12 protein-coding genes are annotated in these 16,022 nt (G+C 62.3%); 7 read left to right on the top strand and 5 right to left on the bottom strand.

What is annotated here, in order from left to right:
• Positions 1-20: 20 nt before the first annotated feature.
• The 4 genes from pabB to rloA form a co-directional block, all read right to left on the bottom strand.
• Positions 21-1,364 (bottom strand): aminodeoxychorismate synthase component I, encoded by a 1,344-nt coding sequence (pabB, locus tag Q6A47_RS18025; RefSeq protein ID WP_304484991.1) that lies wholly within the window; start codon positions 1,362-1,364, stop codon positions 21-23.
• A gap of 88 nt (positions 1,365-1,452) precedes the next feature.
• Positions 1,453-2,433, bottom strand: a complete 981-nt coding sequence (locus Q6A47_RS18020; protein WP_029613549.1) for an alpha-L-glutamate ligase-like protein — start codon at positions 2,431-2,433, stop codon at positions 1,453-1,455.
• Entirely contained in the window at positions 2,433-3,968 is a 1,536-nt protein-coding gene (rloB, locus tag Q6A47_RS18015) for an osmotic stress tolerance membrane protein RloB (RefSeq protein WP_304484990.1), read from the bottom strand. Before rloB ends, Q6A47_RS18020 begins: the two co-directional genes overlap by 1 nt.
• A gap of 5 nt (positions 3,969-3,973) precedes the next feature.
• A complete protein-coding gene (rloA, locus tag Q6A47_RS18010) occupies positions 3,974-4,510 on the bottom strand; it encodes a retropepsin-like aspartic peptidase RloA (RefSeq protein WP_029613551.1) in 537 nt (178 codons plus the stop codon).
• 276 nt (positions 4,511-4,786) lie between these two features.
• On the opposite strand from rloA, the gene Q6A47_RS18005 reads away from it, so the two are divergent.
• The 5 genes from Q6A47_RS18005 (at position 4,787) to prpF (ending at position 11,574) form a co-directional block, all read left to right on the top strand.
• Complete coding sequence (locus Q6A47_RS18005; RefSeq protein ID WP_304484989.1) at positions 4,787-5,503, top strand: GntR family transcriptional regulator; 717 nt, start codon at positions 4,787-4,789, stop codon at positions 5,501-5,503.
• Positions 5,500-6,390, top strand: coding sequence for a methylisocitrate lyase (prpB, locus tag Q6A47_RS18000; protein WP_304484988.1), 891 nt, complete (start codon positions 5,500-5,502; stop codon positions 6,388-6,390). The genes Q6A47_RS18005 and prpB overlap by 4 nt, the downstream gene beginning before the upstream one ends.
• A gap of 69 nt (positions 6,391-6,459) precedes the next feature.
• The gene (gene prpC / locus Q6A47_RS17995; protein WP_039576671.1) at positions 6,460-7,587 is read left to right on the top strand and encodes a bifunctional 2-methylcitrate synthase/citrate synthase; all 1,128 of its coding nucleotides are present in this window, start codon (positions 6,460-6,462) and stop codon (positions 7,585-7,587) included.
• Positions 7,588-7,757: 170 nt separating this feature from the next.
• A complete protein-coding gene (acnD, locus tag Q6A47_RS17990; protein ID WP_304484987.1) occupies positions 7,758-10,346 on the top strand; it encodes a Fe/S-dependent 2-methylisocitrate dehydratase AcnD in 2,589 nt (862 codons plus the stop codon).
• 34 nt (positions 10,347-10,380) lie between these two features.
• A complete protein-coding gene (gene prpF, locus Q6A47_RS17985) occupies positions 10,381-11,574 on the top strand; it encodes a 2-methylaconitate cis-trans isomerase PrpF (protein WP_304484986.1) in 1,194 nt (397 codons plus the stop codon).
• A 129-nt stretch (positions 11,575-11,703) separates the two neighbouring features.
• Here the strand turns inward: prpF and acnB are convergent, their stop codons facing one another.
• Entirely contained in the window at positions 11,704-14,313 is a 2,610-nt protein-coding gene (acnB, locus tag Q6A47_RS17980; RefSeq protein ID WP_304485015.1) for a bifunctional aconitate hydratase 2/2-methylisocitrate dehydratase, read from the bottom strand.
• Between the two features lie 406 nt (positions 14,314-14,719).
• On the opposite strand from acnB, the gene Q6A47_RS17975 reads away from it, so the two are divergent.
• Together Q6A47_RS17975 and Q6A47_RS17970 are read left to right on the top strand one after the other, a co-directional pair.
• The gene (locus Q6A47_RS17975; RefSeq protein WP_037027936.1) at positions 14,720-15,187 is read left to right on the top strand and encodes a DUF1289 domain-containing protein; all 468 of its coding nucleotides are present in this window, start codon (positions 14,720-14,722) and stop codon (positions 15,185-15,187) included.
• Positions 15,188-15,255: 68 nt separating this feature from the next.
• Positions 15,256-16,014 carry a hypothetical protein gene (locus tag Q6A47_RS17970; protein WP_304484985.1) on the top strand — a complete coding sequence of 253 codons (759 nt, stop codon included), beginning with the start codon at positions 15,256-15,258 and terminating at the stop codon, positions 16,012-16,014.
• The last annotated feature ends 8 nt before the right edge of the window (positions 16,015-16,022 follow it).

The following is a 16,022-nucleotide window of genomic DNA, read 5'->3' as shown; positions in this document are numbered from 1 at the left end:
CTCCGTCTGTCCGACCGCAATCACAGTCCTTGCAGGGTTTGCATCAGCACGCGGACTTTGGCGATGGATTCTTCGTATTCGGCTTCCCAGTTCGAATCGGCTACCACCGCGCCGCCTCCCCAACAACTGACTTGGCCGTCTTTGACCAGCAGGCTGCGGATGGCGATGGAGCTGTCCATTTCGCCACGTACGTCGATGTACAGCAGCGAGCCGCAATACAGCGCCCTTCGGGTCGGTTCCAGCTCGTCAATGATCTGCATGGCGCGGATCTTTGGTGCGCCGGTGATGGAGCCACCGGGGAAGCTGCCGGCGATCAGGTCGAGCGCATCCTTGTCGTCAGCCAGTCGGCCAGTGATGCTGCTGACCAAGTGATGGACATTCGGATAGCTTTCCAGGCTGAACAGCTCCGGTACCTTCACCGAGCCGATCTGGCAAGTGCGCCCTATGTCGTTGCGCAGCAGGTCAACGATCATCAGGTTTTCGGAGCGGTCTTTTTTGCTGGCTTGCAATTCGCGCGCGTTGCGCAGGTCTTCGGCAGGGTCTTCGGCGCGTGGGCGAGTGCCTTTGATCGGCCGGGTTTCGACCTGCCGCTGGCTGACGCGGACGAAGCGCTCGGGCGAGAAGCTCAGTAGTGCGCTATTCGGGGTGAGCTGTTGGAACCCCGAGAAGGGCGTCGGGCAAGCGGCGCGCAGTGCCTGATAGGCATGCCACGCGTCGCCTTGGCAGGGTGCGCGAAAACGCTGGGTCAGGTTGATCTGGTAGCAATCGCCCGCTTGGATGTAGCGCTGCACTTGGTCGAATGCAGCTCGGTAGTGTTCCGGTGCGAGATCGCCCTGCATGGGGGCCAGCAGCCTGAAGGTTTCGACTGAAGGTGACTCTGTTTGCTCGAACAGGTCGATCAGGCGCAGACGTTCAGCGTGTGGGAGTGCCGGGTGAAACATCAGTTGCGAGGTATGCAGCGCATGGTCCGTGATCATCGCCCAGGCATACAGGCCCAGTTGCGCATCGGCTAGTTTGAGGTCGTCCGTGGCCAGCTCGGGCAGGCGCTCCAGCCGTCGGCCGAAGTCATAGCTCAGATAACCGATCAGACCGCCGGCAAAAGGTAGCTCGCTGCCGTCGGGGAGTCTGGCTTCACCCAGTTCGCTCAGTCCCTGGCGCAGTCGATCCAGGAATGCCTGGCCGCTTTCGCCGTCGGCGGCTTGCAGTTGCTGAATGGGCCAGGCACTGAACAGGTCGAAACGCCCACGCTCGGCACTCGGGCGCGCGCTGTCGAGCAGAATGGCGCCCGGAGCCTGACGCAGGCGACCGAAATAATGCCCTGGATCGGGTCGGTAGGGCAGGGGATGAAGGGTGCAGGTCGGCATCGGCATCGGCGGCGCTGAAAAACAAGGAGGGGGATTGTAGGCCGCTGTAGGACGGGTGCCTAGCACCCGCCCTATTGGAGCCAGTACCTCACTGCTGAACGACGTGGCCGAACAGGTTTTGCGCCACATGCACGCGGGTCTCGGCATCTTCGCTGATACCGTCCTTGGCCAAGGCCTCGATGTGCGCCTCGATGGCATGGGTCCGTTGGGTCAGGCCGCAGTCGTTGGCGATCTGAATATTCAAGCCCGGGCGGGCGTTGAGTTCGAGGATCAGTGGACCCTTCTCCTGGTCCAGTACCATGTCCACGCCGATGTAGCCGAGGCCGCACAGTTCATAACAACTGGCCGCCAGCTTCATGAAACCGTCCCAGTTCGGCAATTGCACACCGTCCACCGAGTTGGTGGTGTCCGGATGCTTGCTGATGATGCGGTTCAGCCAGGTGCCCCGAAGGGTGACGCCGGTGGCCAGGTCGACACCCACGCCGATTGCGCCCTGGTGCAGGTTGGCCTTGCCGCCGGATTGCCGAGTAGGCAGGCGAAGCATGGCCATCACCGGATACCCCATCAGCACGATGATGCGGATGTCCGGTACCCCTTCGTAGCTGATGCTCTTGAAGATCTGGTCCGGCGTCACCCGGTACTCGATCAACGCGCGGTCGCGATGCCCGCCCAGCGAGTACAAGCCGGTGAGGATGCTGGAGATCTGATGCTCGATCTCTTCATGGCTGATGATCTTGCCCGACACCGTTCGATAGCGATCCTCGAAGCGGTCGGCGACAACCAATATGCCATCACCCCCTGCGCCTTGGGCGGGTTTGATCACGAAATCGCTGCGACCGCCGATGATCTGGTCGAGCTTGTCGATCTCTTTTTCGGTCTCGATGACGCCGTACATTTCCGGCACGTGAATGCCGGCTGCCAGTGCACGCTCCTTGGTGATGATCTTGTCATCGACGATCGGATACAGATGGCGCTTGTTGTACTTGAGTACATAGTCCGCGTTGCGCCGGTTGATGCCCATGATGCCCCGGGCTTCCAGGGCCTTCCAGGTCTTGATCAGTCCGAACATCAGGCGTCAGCCTTCTTCAGGAATGCCTTGAAGCGCACGAGCTCGGTCAGGCGGTAGCCGCGGTAGCGACCCATCGCCAGCATGAAGCCCACCAGAATCAACAGCACCGCCGGGAAGGTAAATACGAAGTACACCGCTTCCGGCACGGTCATCAGCAGGTGCGCCAGCGAGGCGGCGAACAAGGTGCCGATGGCGACTTTCATCGCATGGCCACCACCGCGTTCTTCCCAGGTGATCGACAGGCGTTCGATGGTCATGGTCAGGATCACCATCGGGAACAGGGCTACCGACAGTCCGCGTTCCAGGCCCAGCTTGTGGCTGAACAGGCTGATGGCGGCGATCAGTACCACCACGAAGGTCAGCACCACCGACAAGCGCGGCAGCATCTGCAGTTTCAGGTGTTCGAGATAGGAGCGCAGCGACAGGCCCAAGGCCGTGATCACCGTGAACAGCACGATGCCGAAGCCCAGCTGCGTCTCGCGGAATGCCAGGGCGATCAGTACGGGGGTGAACGTGCCCAGGGTCTGGATGCCGATCAGGTTGCGCAGCACCAGGATTACCAGCACGCCGATCGGGATCATCACCATGATCATGAAGGTCTGCTGGGTTTGCAGTGGCAAGCCGTACAGGGAGTACTCGAGGAAATCGGCGTCGGTGTTCTCGTCGGTCAGCTTGGCCAGGCGAATGGCATTCATCTCGCTGTTGTTCATGCTGAAGGTGACAGTGGCTTTCTTGCCGCCGTCGACGGTGATCAAGTTGTCATCGCCCGTCCACCACAGCAGGCGATCGGTGGGCAGGCCTTGCTCGCCGGTTTCCGGGTTGAAGTACAGCCAGTCATTGCCGTTGAAGCTGCGCAGCCACAGTTCAGGGCTCTGCGGCGTATCGGCCACCAAGCGCACGGTATGGACCTTTTCCATCGGCACGTGGGCGATCGACAGCAGCAGGTCGATGACCTGGGCCTTTTTCAGCGGCGAGCTGTCACCGGCCAGCAGGAGCTTGGCGTTGTCGTCATTGGGGTTGTTGACGCGCTTGATGGTCTCGCTGACGAAGGTCTCGACGTCGGCCGAATGCTGGCGAATAGGGGCCATGAGCGCTTCGGCGGCGATCTTCTCCGGACCCTCGACGGCCAGGCTGTCGCGGAAAGTCGGGCCTTTGATCTTGGCCTTTTCGGTGCTGTAGCGCTTGGTCAGGACCAGGCGGTAGTAAAGGGTCTGGTTACCGCTGGCGCGACGGGCCGACCAGGTGACCTTGCGGTTGCCGTCAGCGCGGTTGACGCTGACGCCATAGTTGTTGGAGATGAAGCTCTCGTTGAGGCTGACGTAATCACGGTTCAGCGGCGGAACGTACATCTGGATCTTCACCGGGTCCTTGGGACTGGCGACGAACTCGACCTTGGCGTCGATGTTCCACAGATCGTCCGTCTCGTCTTCGGTCACCGGGATGCCGAGGACGAAGATCTGATAGCAAGTGACCGTCACGCCCAGCAACACCAAGATGGTGATCAGGACTTTCAGGTGCAGGGTCAGAGAGCGCATCGGGGTTACTCTACTTTGGGAGCTTCGGTGGCGCAGGCAGGTTTGCCGGCCGCGTATTTGAGGCTAGGGTCGACCAGCGCGTCGAAGTGCTTGAGCGCCTCGGAGCCGATGAGCAGCGGGAACTGGAACGCGCTGCGGTCGGTGAGGTTGACTTCGATGGTGCGCAGGGCCTGACCCATGCAGATGTTCAGTTCGATCACCGGGCGATTGGTGTAGGCCTTGCCCTGGTCGGGATCGTAATCGCTGGCGCGTCGCTTGATCTTGCTGATACGGGCCAGGGGACGTTCGATGGGGTGCTTGTGGGCGGCGTCGATGGCCAGGTAGAAGCGTACCCAGCTCTCCCCGTTGCGCTTGAAGCGCTTGATGTCACGGGCGCTGAGCGACGCGGTCTTGGCGCCGGTGTCCAACTTGGCGGCCACTTCGAGGTCCAGGTCGCCCAGGCGGGCGTATTCGTTCAGGCCGTACACGGTCTTCTCGCCCGCGTGGCCGAGCGCCGGCAGTGCGGCGAGGCAGAACAACAGTGAAGAAAAAATGGGTCTCATAGTCCTGGCGCGGTGCTGTCTGAGTTCGGGGCAGGGCGCGAGCGCCTCGTTCATCTGTCAACAGCATGAAATGATGACAGGCACACTATCCGTGATCCTTCGGGAGCGCGGCATTCTATCACGCCGACGTCTTGACGCCAGCGCGCTGCGATCAGACCGCAGCGTTGGGCGGTAAGTTCTGCGTTGGTAGATTGTCGACAATATGGTTTTCGCCTTTGACTATAAGTCGGTTTGTGGCTAAATTCAGGGTCGTAAGCCTTAAAGGTGTCGACAATAATGCTACAAGCACCCTCAGCCTTTGCCCCGGCTGCCGAGGATGGCGAAACCCTGTCCGAGCATGTGTTTCGCCGCATCCAGGCGGCCATCGTCAAGGGCGACATCGCGCCCGGCAGCAAGATCTCCGAGCCCGAGCTGGCGCGCACCTATGGCATCAGCCGTGGCCCTCTGCGCGAGGCCATCCACCGTCTGGAGGGGCAGCGTCTGCTGGTGCGCATCCCCCATGTCGGTGCGCGGGTGGTCTCGCTCGATCCTGCCGAGCTGGTCGAACTCTATGAAATCCGCGAGTCGCTCGAAGGTATGGCCTGTCGCTTGGCCGCCGAGCGCATGAGCGTGGAGCAGATCGACGAGCTGCGCCGCGTGCTCGATACCCACGAGCGCGACGCAGCCTTCCAGGCAGGGCTGGGTTACTACCAGCAGGAAGGCGATTTCGACTTCCATTATCGGATCATCCAGGGCAGCGGCAACCAGACCTTGGTGAAGATGCTCTGTGGCGAGTTGTATCAACTGGTGCGCATGTACCGTATCCAGTTCTCGGCCACGCCCAACCGGCCGCGCCACGCCTTCGCCGAACACCACCGCATTCTCGATGCCATCGCCGAACGCGATGGTGAACTGGCCGAACTGCTGATGCGTCGCCATATCGCGGCGTCCAAGCGCAACATCGAGCGTCACTACCAAGGCGCCGACAACACTAGTCCACGAGGTGAGTCATGACTGTGAAGAGCACTCCCGGCCAGCGTTTCCGCGATGCGGTCGCCGCCGAACATCCGCTGCAGGTGGTCGGGACCATCAACGCGAACCATGCGCTGCTGGCCAAACGTGCCGGATTCAAGGCCATCTACCTGTCTGGAGGGGGCGTCGCCGCCGGTTCCCTGGGGTTGCCTGACCTGGGCATCACCGGGTTGGACGACGTACTCACCGATGTCCGTCGGATCACCGATGTCTGCGACCTGCCGCTTCTGGTGGATGTGGACACCGGCTTTGGCGCCTCGGCGTTCAACGTGGCTCGCACGGTGCGCTCCATGAGCAAGTTCGGAGCTGCAGCCATTCATATCGAGGACCAGGTCGGCGCCAAGCGCTGCGGTCATCGACCGAACAAGGAAATCGTCTCACAGCAGGAGATGGTCGATCGTATCAAGGCGGCGGTCGATGCCCGGACCGATGACAGCTTCGTGATCATGGCGCGCACCGACGCGCTGGCAGTCGAAGGGCTGAACGCGGCCCTGGACCGCGCTGCGGCCTGTGTCGAGGCGGGCGCCGACATGATCTTCCCCGAGGCCATTACCGAGCTGCAGATGTACAAGACCTTCGCTGGCCGAGTGAAGGCGCCTATCTTGGCCAACATCACTGAGTTCGGCGCTACGCCACTGTTCACCACCGAGGAGTTGGCAGCCGTCGACGTGTCCTTGGTGCTGTATCCGTTGTCGGCATTCCGCGCCATGAACAAGGCGGCCGAGAACGTCTACACCGCGCTGCGCCGTGATGGCACGCAGAAGCAGGTGGTGGACACGATGCAGACGCGTATGGAGCTTTACGATGCCATTGGCTACCACGCGTTCGAGCAGAGCCTCGATGCGTTGTTCGCACAGAAAAAAGGCTGATGACCGAACAGGTCAGGCCCGATTAGCCAGCAAGACTTCATAACAATTTCAAGAAAGGAGAACCATCCCATGGCCGAAGCAAAAGTACTCAGCGGTGCCGGCCTGCGCGGCCAGGTGGCCGGGCAGACCGCGCTGTCGACCGTCGGCCAGGCCGGTGCCGGCCTGACCTACCGTGGCTACGACGTGCGTGATCTGGCAGCAGGTGCCGAATTCGAGGAAGTGGCGTACTTGCTGCTGTATGGCGAGCTGCCGAGCAAGGCCGAGCTCGCCGACTACAAGCACCGACTCAAAGCGCTGCGTGACCTGCCGCAGGCGCTCAAGGAAGTCCTCGAGCGTATCCCGCGCGACGCCCACCCGATGGATGTCATGCGCACGGGCTGTTCGCTGCTCGGCACGCTGGAGCCGGAGCTGACCTTCGATGCTCAGCGCGACAGGACCGACCGTCTGCTGGCGCTGTTCCCGGCAGTCATGTGCTACTGGTATCGCTTCAGTCACCACGGCGTGCGCATCGACTGCAGCAGCGACGAGGACAGCCTGGGTGGTCATTTCCTTTACCTGTTGCACGGCAAGAAGCCCAGCGATCTGCACGTGAAGGTGATGAACGTCTCGCTGATCCTTTACGCCGAGCACGAGTTCAACGCCTCCACCTTCACTGCGCGCGTTTGCGCCTCGACATTGTCCGATCTTTATTCGTGCATCACAGCGGCCATCGGCGCGCTGCGCGGACCGCTGCATGGCGGCGCCAACGAGGCGGCGATGGAGCTGATCGAGCGCTTCCAAAGTCCGCAGGAGGCCAGCGCCGAACTGCTGCGCATGCTTGAGCGCAAGGACAAGATCATGGGCTTCGGCCATGCGATCTACAAGGAGTCCGATCCGCGCAACGAGGTGATCAAGGGCTGGTCGAAACAGCTCGCCGACGAGGTGGGTGATACCGTGCTCTACCCAGTCTCCGAAGCCATCGACAAGACCATGTGGGAGCAGAAGCGGCTTTTCCCCAACGCCGATTTCTACCATGCCTCGGCGTATCACTTCATGGGCATCCCGACCAAGCTGTTCACACCGATCTTCGTCTGTTCGCGGCTGACCGGCTGGGCCGCGCATGTCTTCGAGCAACGGGCGAACAACCGCATCATTCGACCCAGTGCCGAATACACCGGTGTCGAGCAGCGTCAGTTCGTGCCGATCGATCGGCGCTGACTCACCGGTCGTGGGGCTGCCTTGCAGCCCTGTTGCGATCCAAGACCGCTCCCGCAGGGGCGGCGCTGTACCTGTGGGAAGCGGCCTTGGGTCGCGAAAGGGCCGCGCAGCGGCTCCCGATGCCCGGCAATGCTCCTGCTACCGATCACCGTGACGAGCCTGATAACGAAATGAACAGTGCATACCGCAAACTCCTGCCAGGCACCGGCCTGGATTATTTCGACGCTCGCCAGGCGGTCGAGGCGATCACGCCCGGCGCCTACGACCGTCTTCCCTACACCTCGCGCGTACTGGCCGAAAACCTGGTGCGCCGCTGCGACCCCGCGACGCTGAACGCCTCGCTGGCGCAGTTGATCGAGCGCAAGCGCGACCTCGATTTTCCCTGGTACCCGGCACGTGTGGTGTGCCACGACATTCTTGGCCAGACTGCATTGGTAGACCTGGCTGGCCTGCGCGACGCCATCGCCGACATGGGCGGCGATCCTGCACAGGTCAACCCGGTGGTGCCGGTGCAACTGATCGTCGACCACTCGCTGGCCGTGGAGTGCGGCGGCTTCGATCCGCAAGCGTTCGAAAAGAACCGCGCCATCGAGGATCGGCGCAACGAAGATCGTTTCCATTTCATCAACTGGACCAAGCAGGCGTTCAAGAACGTCGATGTGATCCAGCCGGGCAACGGCATCATGCATCAGATCAACCTGGAGAAGATGTCGCCGGTCATTCAAAGCGACCATGGCGTGGCGTTCCCGGATACCTGTGTCGGTACCGACAGCCATACCCCGCATGTCGATGCCCTGGGGGTGATCGCGATCGGTGTGGGCGGTCTCGAAGCCGAGAACGTGATGCTGGGGCGTGCGTCGTGGATGCGCCTGCCGGAAATCGTCGGCGTTGAGCTCACCGGCAAGCTCGACCCAGGCATCACCGCCACCGACCTGGTGCTCGCGCTGACCGAGTTCCTGCGCAAGCAGAAAGTGGTCGGCGCCTACCTCGAGTTCCACGGCGTCGGTGCCCAGGCGCTGACCTTGGGCGACCGCGCGACCATCTCCAACATGGCGCCTGAGTACGGTGCCACGGCGGCCATGTTCGCCATCGACCAGCAGACCCTCGACTACCTGCGTCTGACCGGGCGTGAGGATCGCCAAGTGCAGTTGGTGGAGACTTACGCCAAGGTCGCCGGCCTGTGGGCCGACAGCCTGGCCAAGGCCGAGTACGAGCGCACCCAGAGCTTCGATCTGTCGAGCGTGGTGCGCAACATGGCCGGTCCGTCCAACCCGCATGCCCGCGTGGCCACACGCGACCTGGCAGCCAAGGGCATCGCGGGGGCGTGGGAAGACGTGCCGGGACAGATGCCCGATGGGGCGGTGATCATCGCGGCCATCACCAGTTGCACCAACACCAGCAATCCGCGCAACGTCATCGCCGCCGGTCTGTTGGCGCGCAACGCCAACCGCCTCGGACTGACACGCAAGCCGTGGGTGAAGTCGTCTCTGGCGCCGGGTTCCAAGGCGGTCCAGTTGTACCTCAAGGAGGCGGGCCTGGAGCAGGAACTGGAACAGTTGGGCTTTGGCATCGTCGCTTTCGCCTGCACCACCTGCAACGGCATGTCCGGCGCACTGGACCCGGCGATCCAGCAAGAGATCATCGACCGTGACCTGTACGCCACTGCCGTGCTATCGGGCAATCGCAATTTCGACGGACGCATCCATCCCTACGCCAAGCAAGCGTTCCTGGCCTCGCCACCGCTGGTGGTGGCCTACGCCATTGCCGGGACCATCCGCTTCGATATCGAGAAGGATGTACTCGGCGTCGTCGACGGTCAGCAGATCCGCCTGATGGACCTGTGGCCGAGCGATGAGGAGATCGACGCCGTGGTGCGCGCCTCGGTCAAGCCTGAGCAGTTCCGTCAGGTGTACATCCCCATGTTCACCATCGAGGAGGACACCGGGCCGAAGGTTGCGCCGCTGTATGACTGGCGCCCGATGAGCACCTACATCCGTCGCCCGCCTTACTGGGAGGGGGCCCTGGCCGGTGAGCGCAGCCTGCGCGGCATGCGCCCGCTGGCGGTGTTGCCGGACAACATCACCACCGATCACCTGTCGCCCTCCAACGCCATCATGCTCGACAGCGCTGCCGGCGAGTACCTGGCCAAGATGGGCTTGCCGGAGGAGGACTTCAACTCCTACGCCACGCACCGCGGCGATCACCTGACGGCTCAGCGCGCCACCTTCGCCAACCCGAAGTTGTTCAATGAAATGGTGCGCAGCGAAGACGGGAGCGTGAGGCAGGGTTCGCTGGCGCGCATCGAGCCGGAAGGCAAGGTGACGCGCATGTGGGAAGCGATCGAGACCTACATGCAGCGCAAGCAGCCACTGATCATTGTGGCCGGTGCCGATTATGGCCAAGGCTCCTCGCGCGACTGGGCCGCCAAAGGCGTGCGCCTGGCGGGGGTCGAAGCCATCGTTGCCGAGGGCTTCGAGCGTATTCACCGCACCAACCTGATCGGCATGGGTGTGTTGCCGTTAGAGTTCCATCCTGGAACCACGCGCCTGACCTTGGCTTTGGACGGCAGTGAAACCTATGACGTGCTTGGCGCGCGTACACCGCGCGCGACCTTGACCTTGGTGGTCAACCGACGCGATGGCGAGCGCCTGGAAGTGCCGGTTACCTGTCGACTGGACACCGCCGAGGAAGTGTCGATCTATGAAGCCGGTGGCGTATTGCAGCGCTTTGCCCAGGACTTCCTGGAAGGCAAGGCCTAACCCACCTCTAGCCCCTGTAGGAGGGGAATCGGACATGACACATGCAGCGCAAATCAAAATCGCCGCCACCTACATGCGGGGCGGCACCAGCAAGGGCGTGTTCTTCCGTCTGCAGGATCTTCCCGAGCGTGCTCAGGTGCCTGGGCCTGCGCGCGACGCCTTGCTGTTGCGGGTCATCGGCAGTCCCGACCCGTACGCCAAGCAGATCGATGGTATGGGCGGCGCGACCTCCAGTACCAGCAAGACCGTGATTCTTTCGCCAAGCACACGCCCCGATCACGATGTCGACTATCTGTTCGGTCAGGTGGCCATCGACAAGGCTTTCGTCGATTGGAGCGGCAACTGCGGCAACCTGTCGGCGGCGGTCGGCTCGTTCGCAATCGCCAGCGGTTTGGTGGACTCGACACGTGTACCGCATGACGGCGTCGCCACTGTACGGATCTGGCAGGCCAATATCGGCAAGACCATCATCGCCCATGTGCCGATCAGTGCAGGGCAGGTGCAGGAAACGGGTGATTTCGAGCTGGACGGCGTGACCTTTCCCGCAGCCGAAGTGCAGTTGGCGTTTCTCGATCCCGCCGCGGATGAAGAAGGTGAGGGGGGCGGGGCGATGTTTCCCACGGGTAATCTGATCGACGACCTGGAGGTGCCCGGCATAGGAACCTTCAAGGCGACGCTGATCAACGCCGGGATCCCGACCATCTTCGTCAACGCCGCAGACCTTGGCTATACCGGTACCGAGCTTCAGGAAGCGATCAATGGCGATGCCGAGGCGCTAGCGCGTTTCGAGACGATCCGTGCCCAGGGGGCGGTGCGCATGGGACTGATCAACCACATCGAGCAAGCGGCCGGTCGCCAGCACACGCCAAAGGTCGCCTTCGTGGCGCCCGCCACCGGGTACAACGCTTCCAGCGGCAAGGCAGTGGCTGCCAGCGATATCGACCTGGTGGTGCGGGCGCTGTCGATGGGCAAGCTGCATCACGCGATGATGGGCACCGCTGCGGTGGCCATTGGCACCGCTGCTGCGATCCCGGGCACGCTGGTCAATCTGGCTGCCGGCGGTGGCGAGCGCAGTGCCGTCCGTTTCGGGCATCCCTCCGGCACCTTGCGGGTCGGGGCCGAAGCGCATCAGGTCAATGGTCAATGGATGGTGACCAAGGCCATCATGAGCCGCAGTGCGCGGGTGCTGATGGAAGGGTGGGTGCGGGTCCCGGGAGATAGTTTCTAGGTCATCCAAGCGTCTAGTCCTGAAGGGAGGTCAAAGGTGTAAACCTTCTTCAGGATGGGACACACAAAAAAGCCCGGCACATTGGCCGGGCTTTTTCTTGTCGCTTGCAGCTTCTAGCTTGCCGCTGCCTTAGGCCTGAACCACCGGGATCTGGGCGTTGGCCGCTGCTTCGCGGAACTCGGCGATCTGGTCGAAGCTCAGGTAGCGGTAGACGTCGGCAGCCATGCTGTCGATGTCCTTGGCGTACTGCAGGTACTCCTCGACGGTCGGCAGTTTGCCGAGAATCGAGGCGACTGCCGCCAGCTCCGCCGACGCCAGATAGACGTTGGTGGCATCGCCCAGACGGTTGGGGAAGTTGCGGGTCGAAGTGGACACCACGGTCGAGCCAGTCTGGACGCGTGCCTGGTTACCCATGCACAGCGAGCAACCTGGCATTTCCATGCGTGCGCCGGCCTTGCCGTAGATGCCGTAGTAGCCTTCCTCGGTCAACTGGTGCGCGTCCATCTTGGTGGGCGGCGCCAGCCACAGGCGAGTCGGGATACCGCCCTTGACCTTCTCCAGCAGCTTGCCGGCTGCGCGGAAGTGACCGATGTTGGTCATGCACGAGCCAATGAACACCTCGTCGATCTTCTCGCCCTGGACCTGCGACAGCAGGCGAGCGTCGTCCGGGTCGTTCGGCGCGCAGAGCACAGGCTCCTTGACGTCAGCCAGGTCGATTTCGATGATTTCAGCGTATTCGGCATCGGCGTCGGCCGACAGCAGTTGTGGATTGGCCAACCAGGCCTCCATGGCCTGCGCGCGGCGCTCCATGGTGCGTGCATCACCGTATCCTTCGCTGATCATCCAGCGCAGCAGGGTGATGTTCGACTGCAGGTACTCGGCGATGGCCTTTTCCGGCAGCTTGATGGTGCAACCCGCCGCCGAGCGCTCGGCCGACGCATCGGACAGCTCGAAGGCCTGCTCGACGGTCAGTTCGTCCAAGCCCTCGATCTCCAGGATGCGACCGGAGAAGGCGTTTTTCTTGCCCTTCTTCTCGACGGTCAGCAGACCCTGTTGGATGGCGTAGTAAGGGATGGCATGGACCAGGTCACGCAGGGTGATGCCGGGTTGCAGCTTGCCTTTGAAACGCACCAGGACCGACTCCGGCATGTCCAGCGGCATGACGCCGGTGGCAGCGGCGAAGGCGACCAGGCCGGAACCGGCCGGGAACGAAATGCCGATCGGGAAGCGGGTGTGCGAGTCGCCGCCGGTGCCGACGGTGTCAGGCAGCAGCATGCGGTTCAGCCAGCTGTGGATGATGCCGTCGCCTGGACGCAGGGACACGCCGCCACGGGTGCGGATGAAGTCCGGCAGGGTGTGGTGGGTGGTGACGTCGATCGGCTTTGGATAAGCAGCGGTGTGGCAGAACGACTGCATGACCAGATCGGCGGAGAAGCCCAGGCAAGCCAGGTCCTTCAGCTCGTCGCGGGTCATCGGGCCGGTGGTGTCCTGAGAGCCGACGGTGGTCATCTTCGGTTCGCAGTAAGCGCCCGGGCGAACGCCTTGGCCTTCGGCCAGGCCACAGGCACGACCGACCATCTTCTGCGCCAGGGTGAAGCCCTTGCCGGTGTCGGCAGGCTGCTCGGCTTTCTTGAACAGGTCCGAGGCACCCAGGCCGAGTTCGGCGCGGGCCTTTTCGGTCAGGCCGCGGCCGACGATCAGAGGGATACGGCCGCCGGCGCGGACTTCGTCGAGCAGCACTTCGGTCTTCAGCTCGAAGGTGGTGACCAGTTCACCGCTGTCGTGGCGCTTGACCTCGCCCTTGAATGGGTAAACGTCGATCACGTCGCCCATGTTCAGGTTGGTGCAGTCGAATTCGATCGGCAGAGCGCCGGCGTCTTCCATGGTGTTGTAGAAGATCGGCGCGATCTTGGTGCCGAAGCAGAAGCCGCCAGCGCGCTTGTTCGGCACGTTGGGGATGTCGTCGCCGAAGAACCACAGCACGGAGTTGGTGGCCGATTTACGCGAGGAACCGGTACCGACCACGTCGCCGACGTACGCTACCGGATGGCCTTTGGCGCGGACCGCCTCGATTTGCTTGAGCGGGCCGACGGAGCCGGGTTGTTCTGGCTCGATGCCGTCACGGGCCATCTTCAGCATGGCCAGGGCGTGCAGCGGGATGTCCGGGCGCGACCAGGCATCGGGCGCAGGAGACAGGTCGTCGGTGTTGGTTTCGCCAGGCACCTTGAACACGGTCAGGGTGTACTTGTCGGCGATGGCCGGGCGCGAGGTGAACCACTCGCCAGCAGCCCAGGATTCCAGGACGGCCTTGGCGTGCACGTTACCGGCCTTGGCTTTTTCCGCCACGTCGTGGAAGGCATCGAACATCAGCAGGGTGTGCTTGAGCTGTTCGGCCGCGACGGCGCCCAGTTCGGCGTCATCCAGCAGCGCGACCAGCGTTTCGATGTTGTAGCCGCCTTGCATGGTACCCAGCAGCTCGGTGGCGTGCTTGCGGTCGATCAGGGGCGATTTGGCTTCGCCTTTGGCGATCGCGGACAGAAACGCGGCCTTGACGTAGGCCGCTTCGTCGACGCCTGGCGGAACACGGTTGGTGATCAGGTCTACGAGGAAGGCTTCTTCGCCGGCCGGCGGGTTTTTCAGCAGCTCGACCAGGCCTGCAGTTTGTTCGGCGTTCAGCGGCTGGGGCACGATACCCAGGGCGGCACGCTCTTCGATGTGTTTGCGGTAGGCTTCAAGCACAGTTATTACCCTCATCAGTGGTCCCTAAAGGGAGTCCGGGACGCTCATCCAGCATTCCCCACACCCATGCGCGGTTCACGGCTTTTTGAGCCGTCCAGCCAGGGTCGCAGAGAATCCTTACAGAAGCTGCTTTCAAAGTTTTACGCCTGTAGAACGGAAGGCTGATGAGGGGTTGGCGCGGCCATGCAAGGGGCATGGTCCGGGCCAACGCCGTTCTACCGGATCAACTGTGCTCGTGACGCTTTGAAAACAGCTTCCAACGGACATGGTTGCCTTGAAAAGGCGGGGTGATTCTACGGCAAAAAAAGGCGGAAGGTAAGTTGCCGTCGCTGACTTTAGCCCGTGACCCCGGTTAGACAAAGGGCTAACATGCCCGGGTGTGCCACCCCCAGATCATTGTTTTCTCATGTCCAACCAGTCCATCAAAACGCCCTGTGTCGGTCTTTGCTCTACCGTGTATGGCGATACCGTCTGTCGGGGCTGCAAGCGTTTCCACCATGAAGTGATTCATTGGAACGGATACGACGAAGCGCAGAAGCGGGCTGTCTGGCAGCGACTGGAACAGTTGCTGGTGCAGGTCATGATGGCCAAGCTGGAAATATTCGACAGCGACCTTCTGCGCCAGCAACTGGAGCAGCGCTCAATTCGCTTTGTGCCGCAACAGTCGGTGTATTGCTGGGCCTACCAATTGATCGCTCGCGGTGCCCGCATGATCCGTGATCTGGACGCCTATGGCATGGCCCTGCTGCCTGAGTTCCGCGAATGGGAGCTGCCCCAGTTGCGCGACGCTATCGACCGCGAGTTCTTCCTGCTGTCCGAAGCGCATTACGATCGGTACATAGCCCCCGCCTTCCTCAAACAGACGCAGGGGTAGCGATTTCTACCTGCCTGACGCTGCACACAACCGCCAGGGTAGTGCCTCATCTCGAGGAGGCACCTGTCATGGATTCATTGAAATTCGAGCCACTGATCAGTTTCACCGCCCGCTGCCAGTGGCAATTGGACGAGGCGCCAATGCATTCTGGGCAGTGGGACGAAGACAGCGATTTGCTGCGCCCCTTCTGGGTCGAATTCGATGATTGGAATGGCAACGATGGCTGGTTGATTACCAGCACCGACTACAGCGAAGAGATGATCCAATCATTTCTGATCGACCAGTTGCTGGGCCCCCAGGCACGGCAGCGGCGTTTCTGCGACAGTTTCTGGTTCGGCGTGTATCGCCACGCCACCGGCTTTTTCTATGAGGTCCGGCCCGCCTACGAGGGAGACAATGTGGACTCGTGGCCACTCTTGGACTACTGGCTGAATGTCAGTCGCAACGGCTACTTGGGCTTCTACACGGCCCGCTCACCGGCGGGAAAGTGTGTGACCGAGCAGGCTCGCCTGGAAGTGCGTGATCCCTTTGGTGTTCGTGCCGGGATGACAATGCCAATCGACCCACCGTTCGAGATCGCCACCCCTCTCTACACGCTCACCTGCTCACGTGGAACACCTTTGTGGCATGTCCCCGAACTCGATCCTTCGGACTTGGAGGCTGGCGACGTGCTGACCAACCTGACGCTTCACAGTCCGTGGGGGCGACGCGTCAGGCGGGTTGCGGAAGATGTCGCCTACCTCAACGATCACCAAGGCACGAGCGGACGCTTCAGTTTGGTGATTCAGAACCCCTGTGTGCCCCCACACCCCAAACCCAAGGCCTGACTGCAGGC

The sequence above is a fragment of the Pseudomonas boreofloridensis genome, from assembly GCF_030580795.1.
Classification (GTDB): domain Bacteria; phylum Pseudomonadota; class Gammaproteobacteria; order Pseudomonadales; family Pseudomonadaceae; genus Aquipseudomonas; species Aquipseudomonas boreofloridensis.
This window is presented reverse-complemented; position numbering and strand designations above follow the sequence as displayed.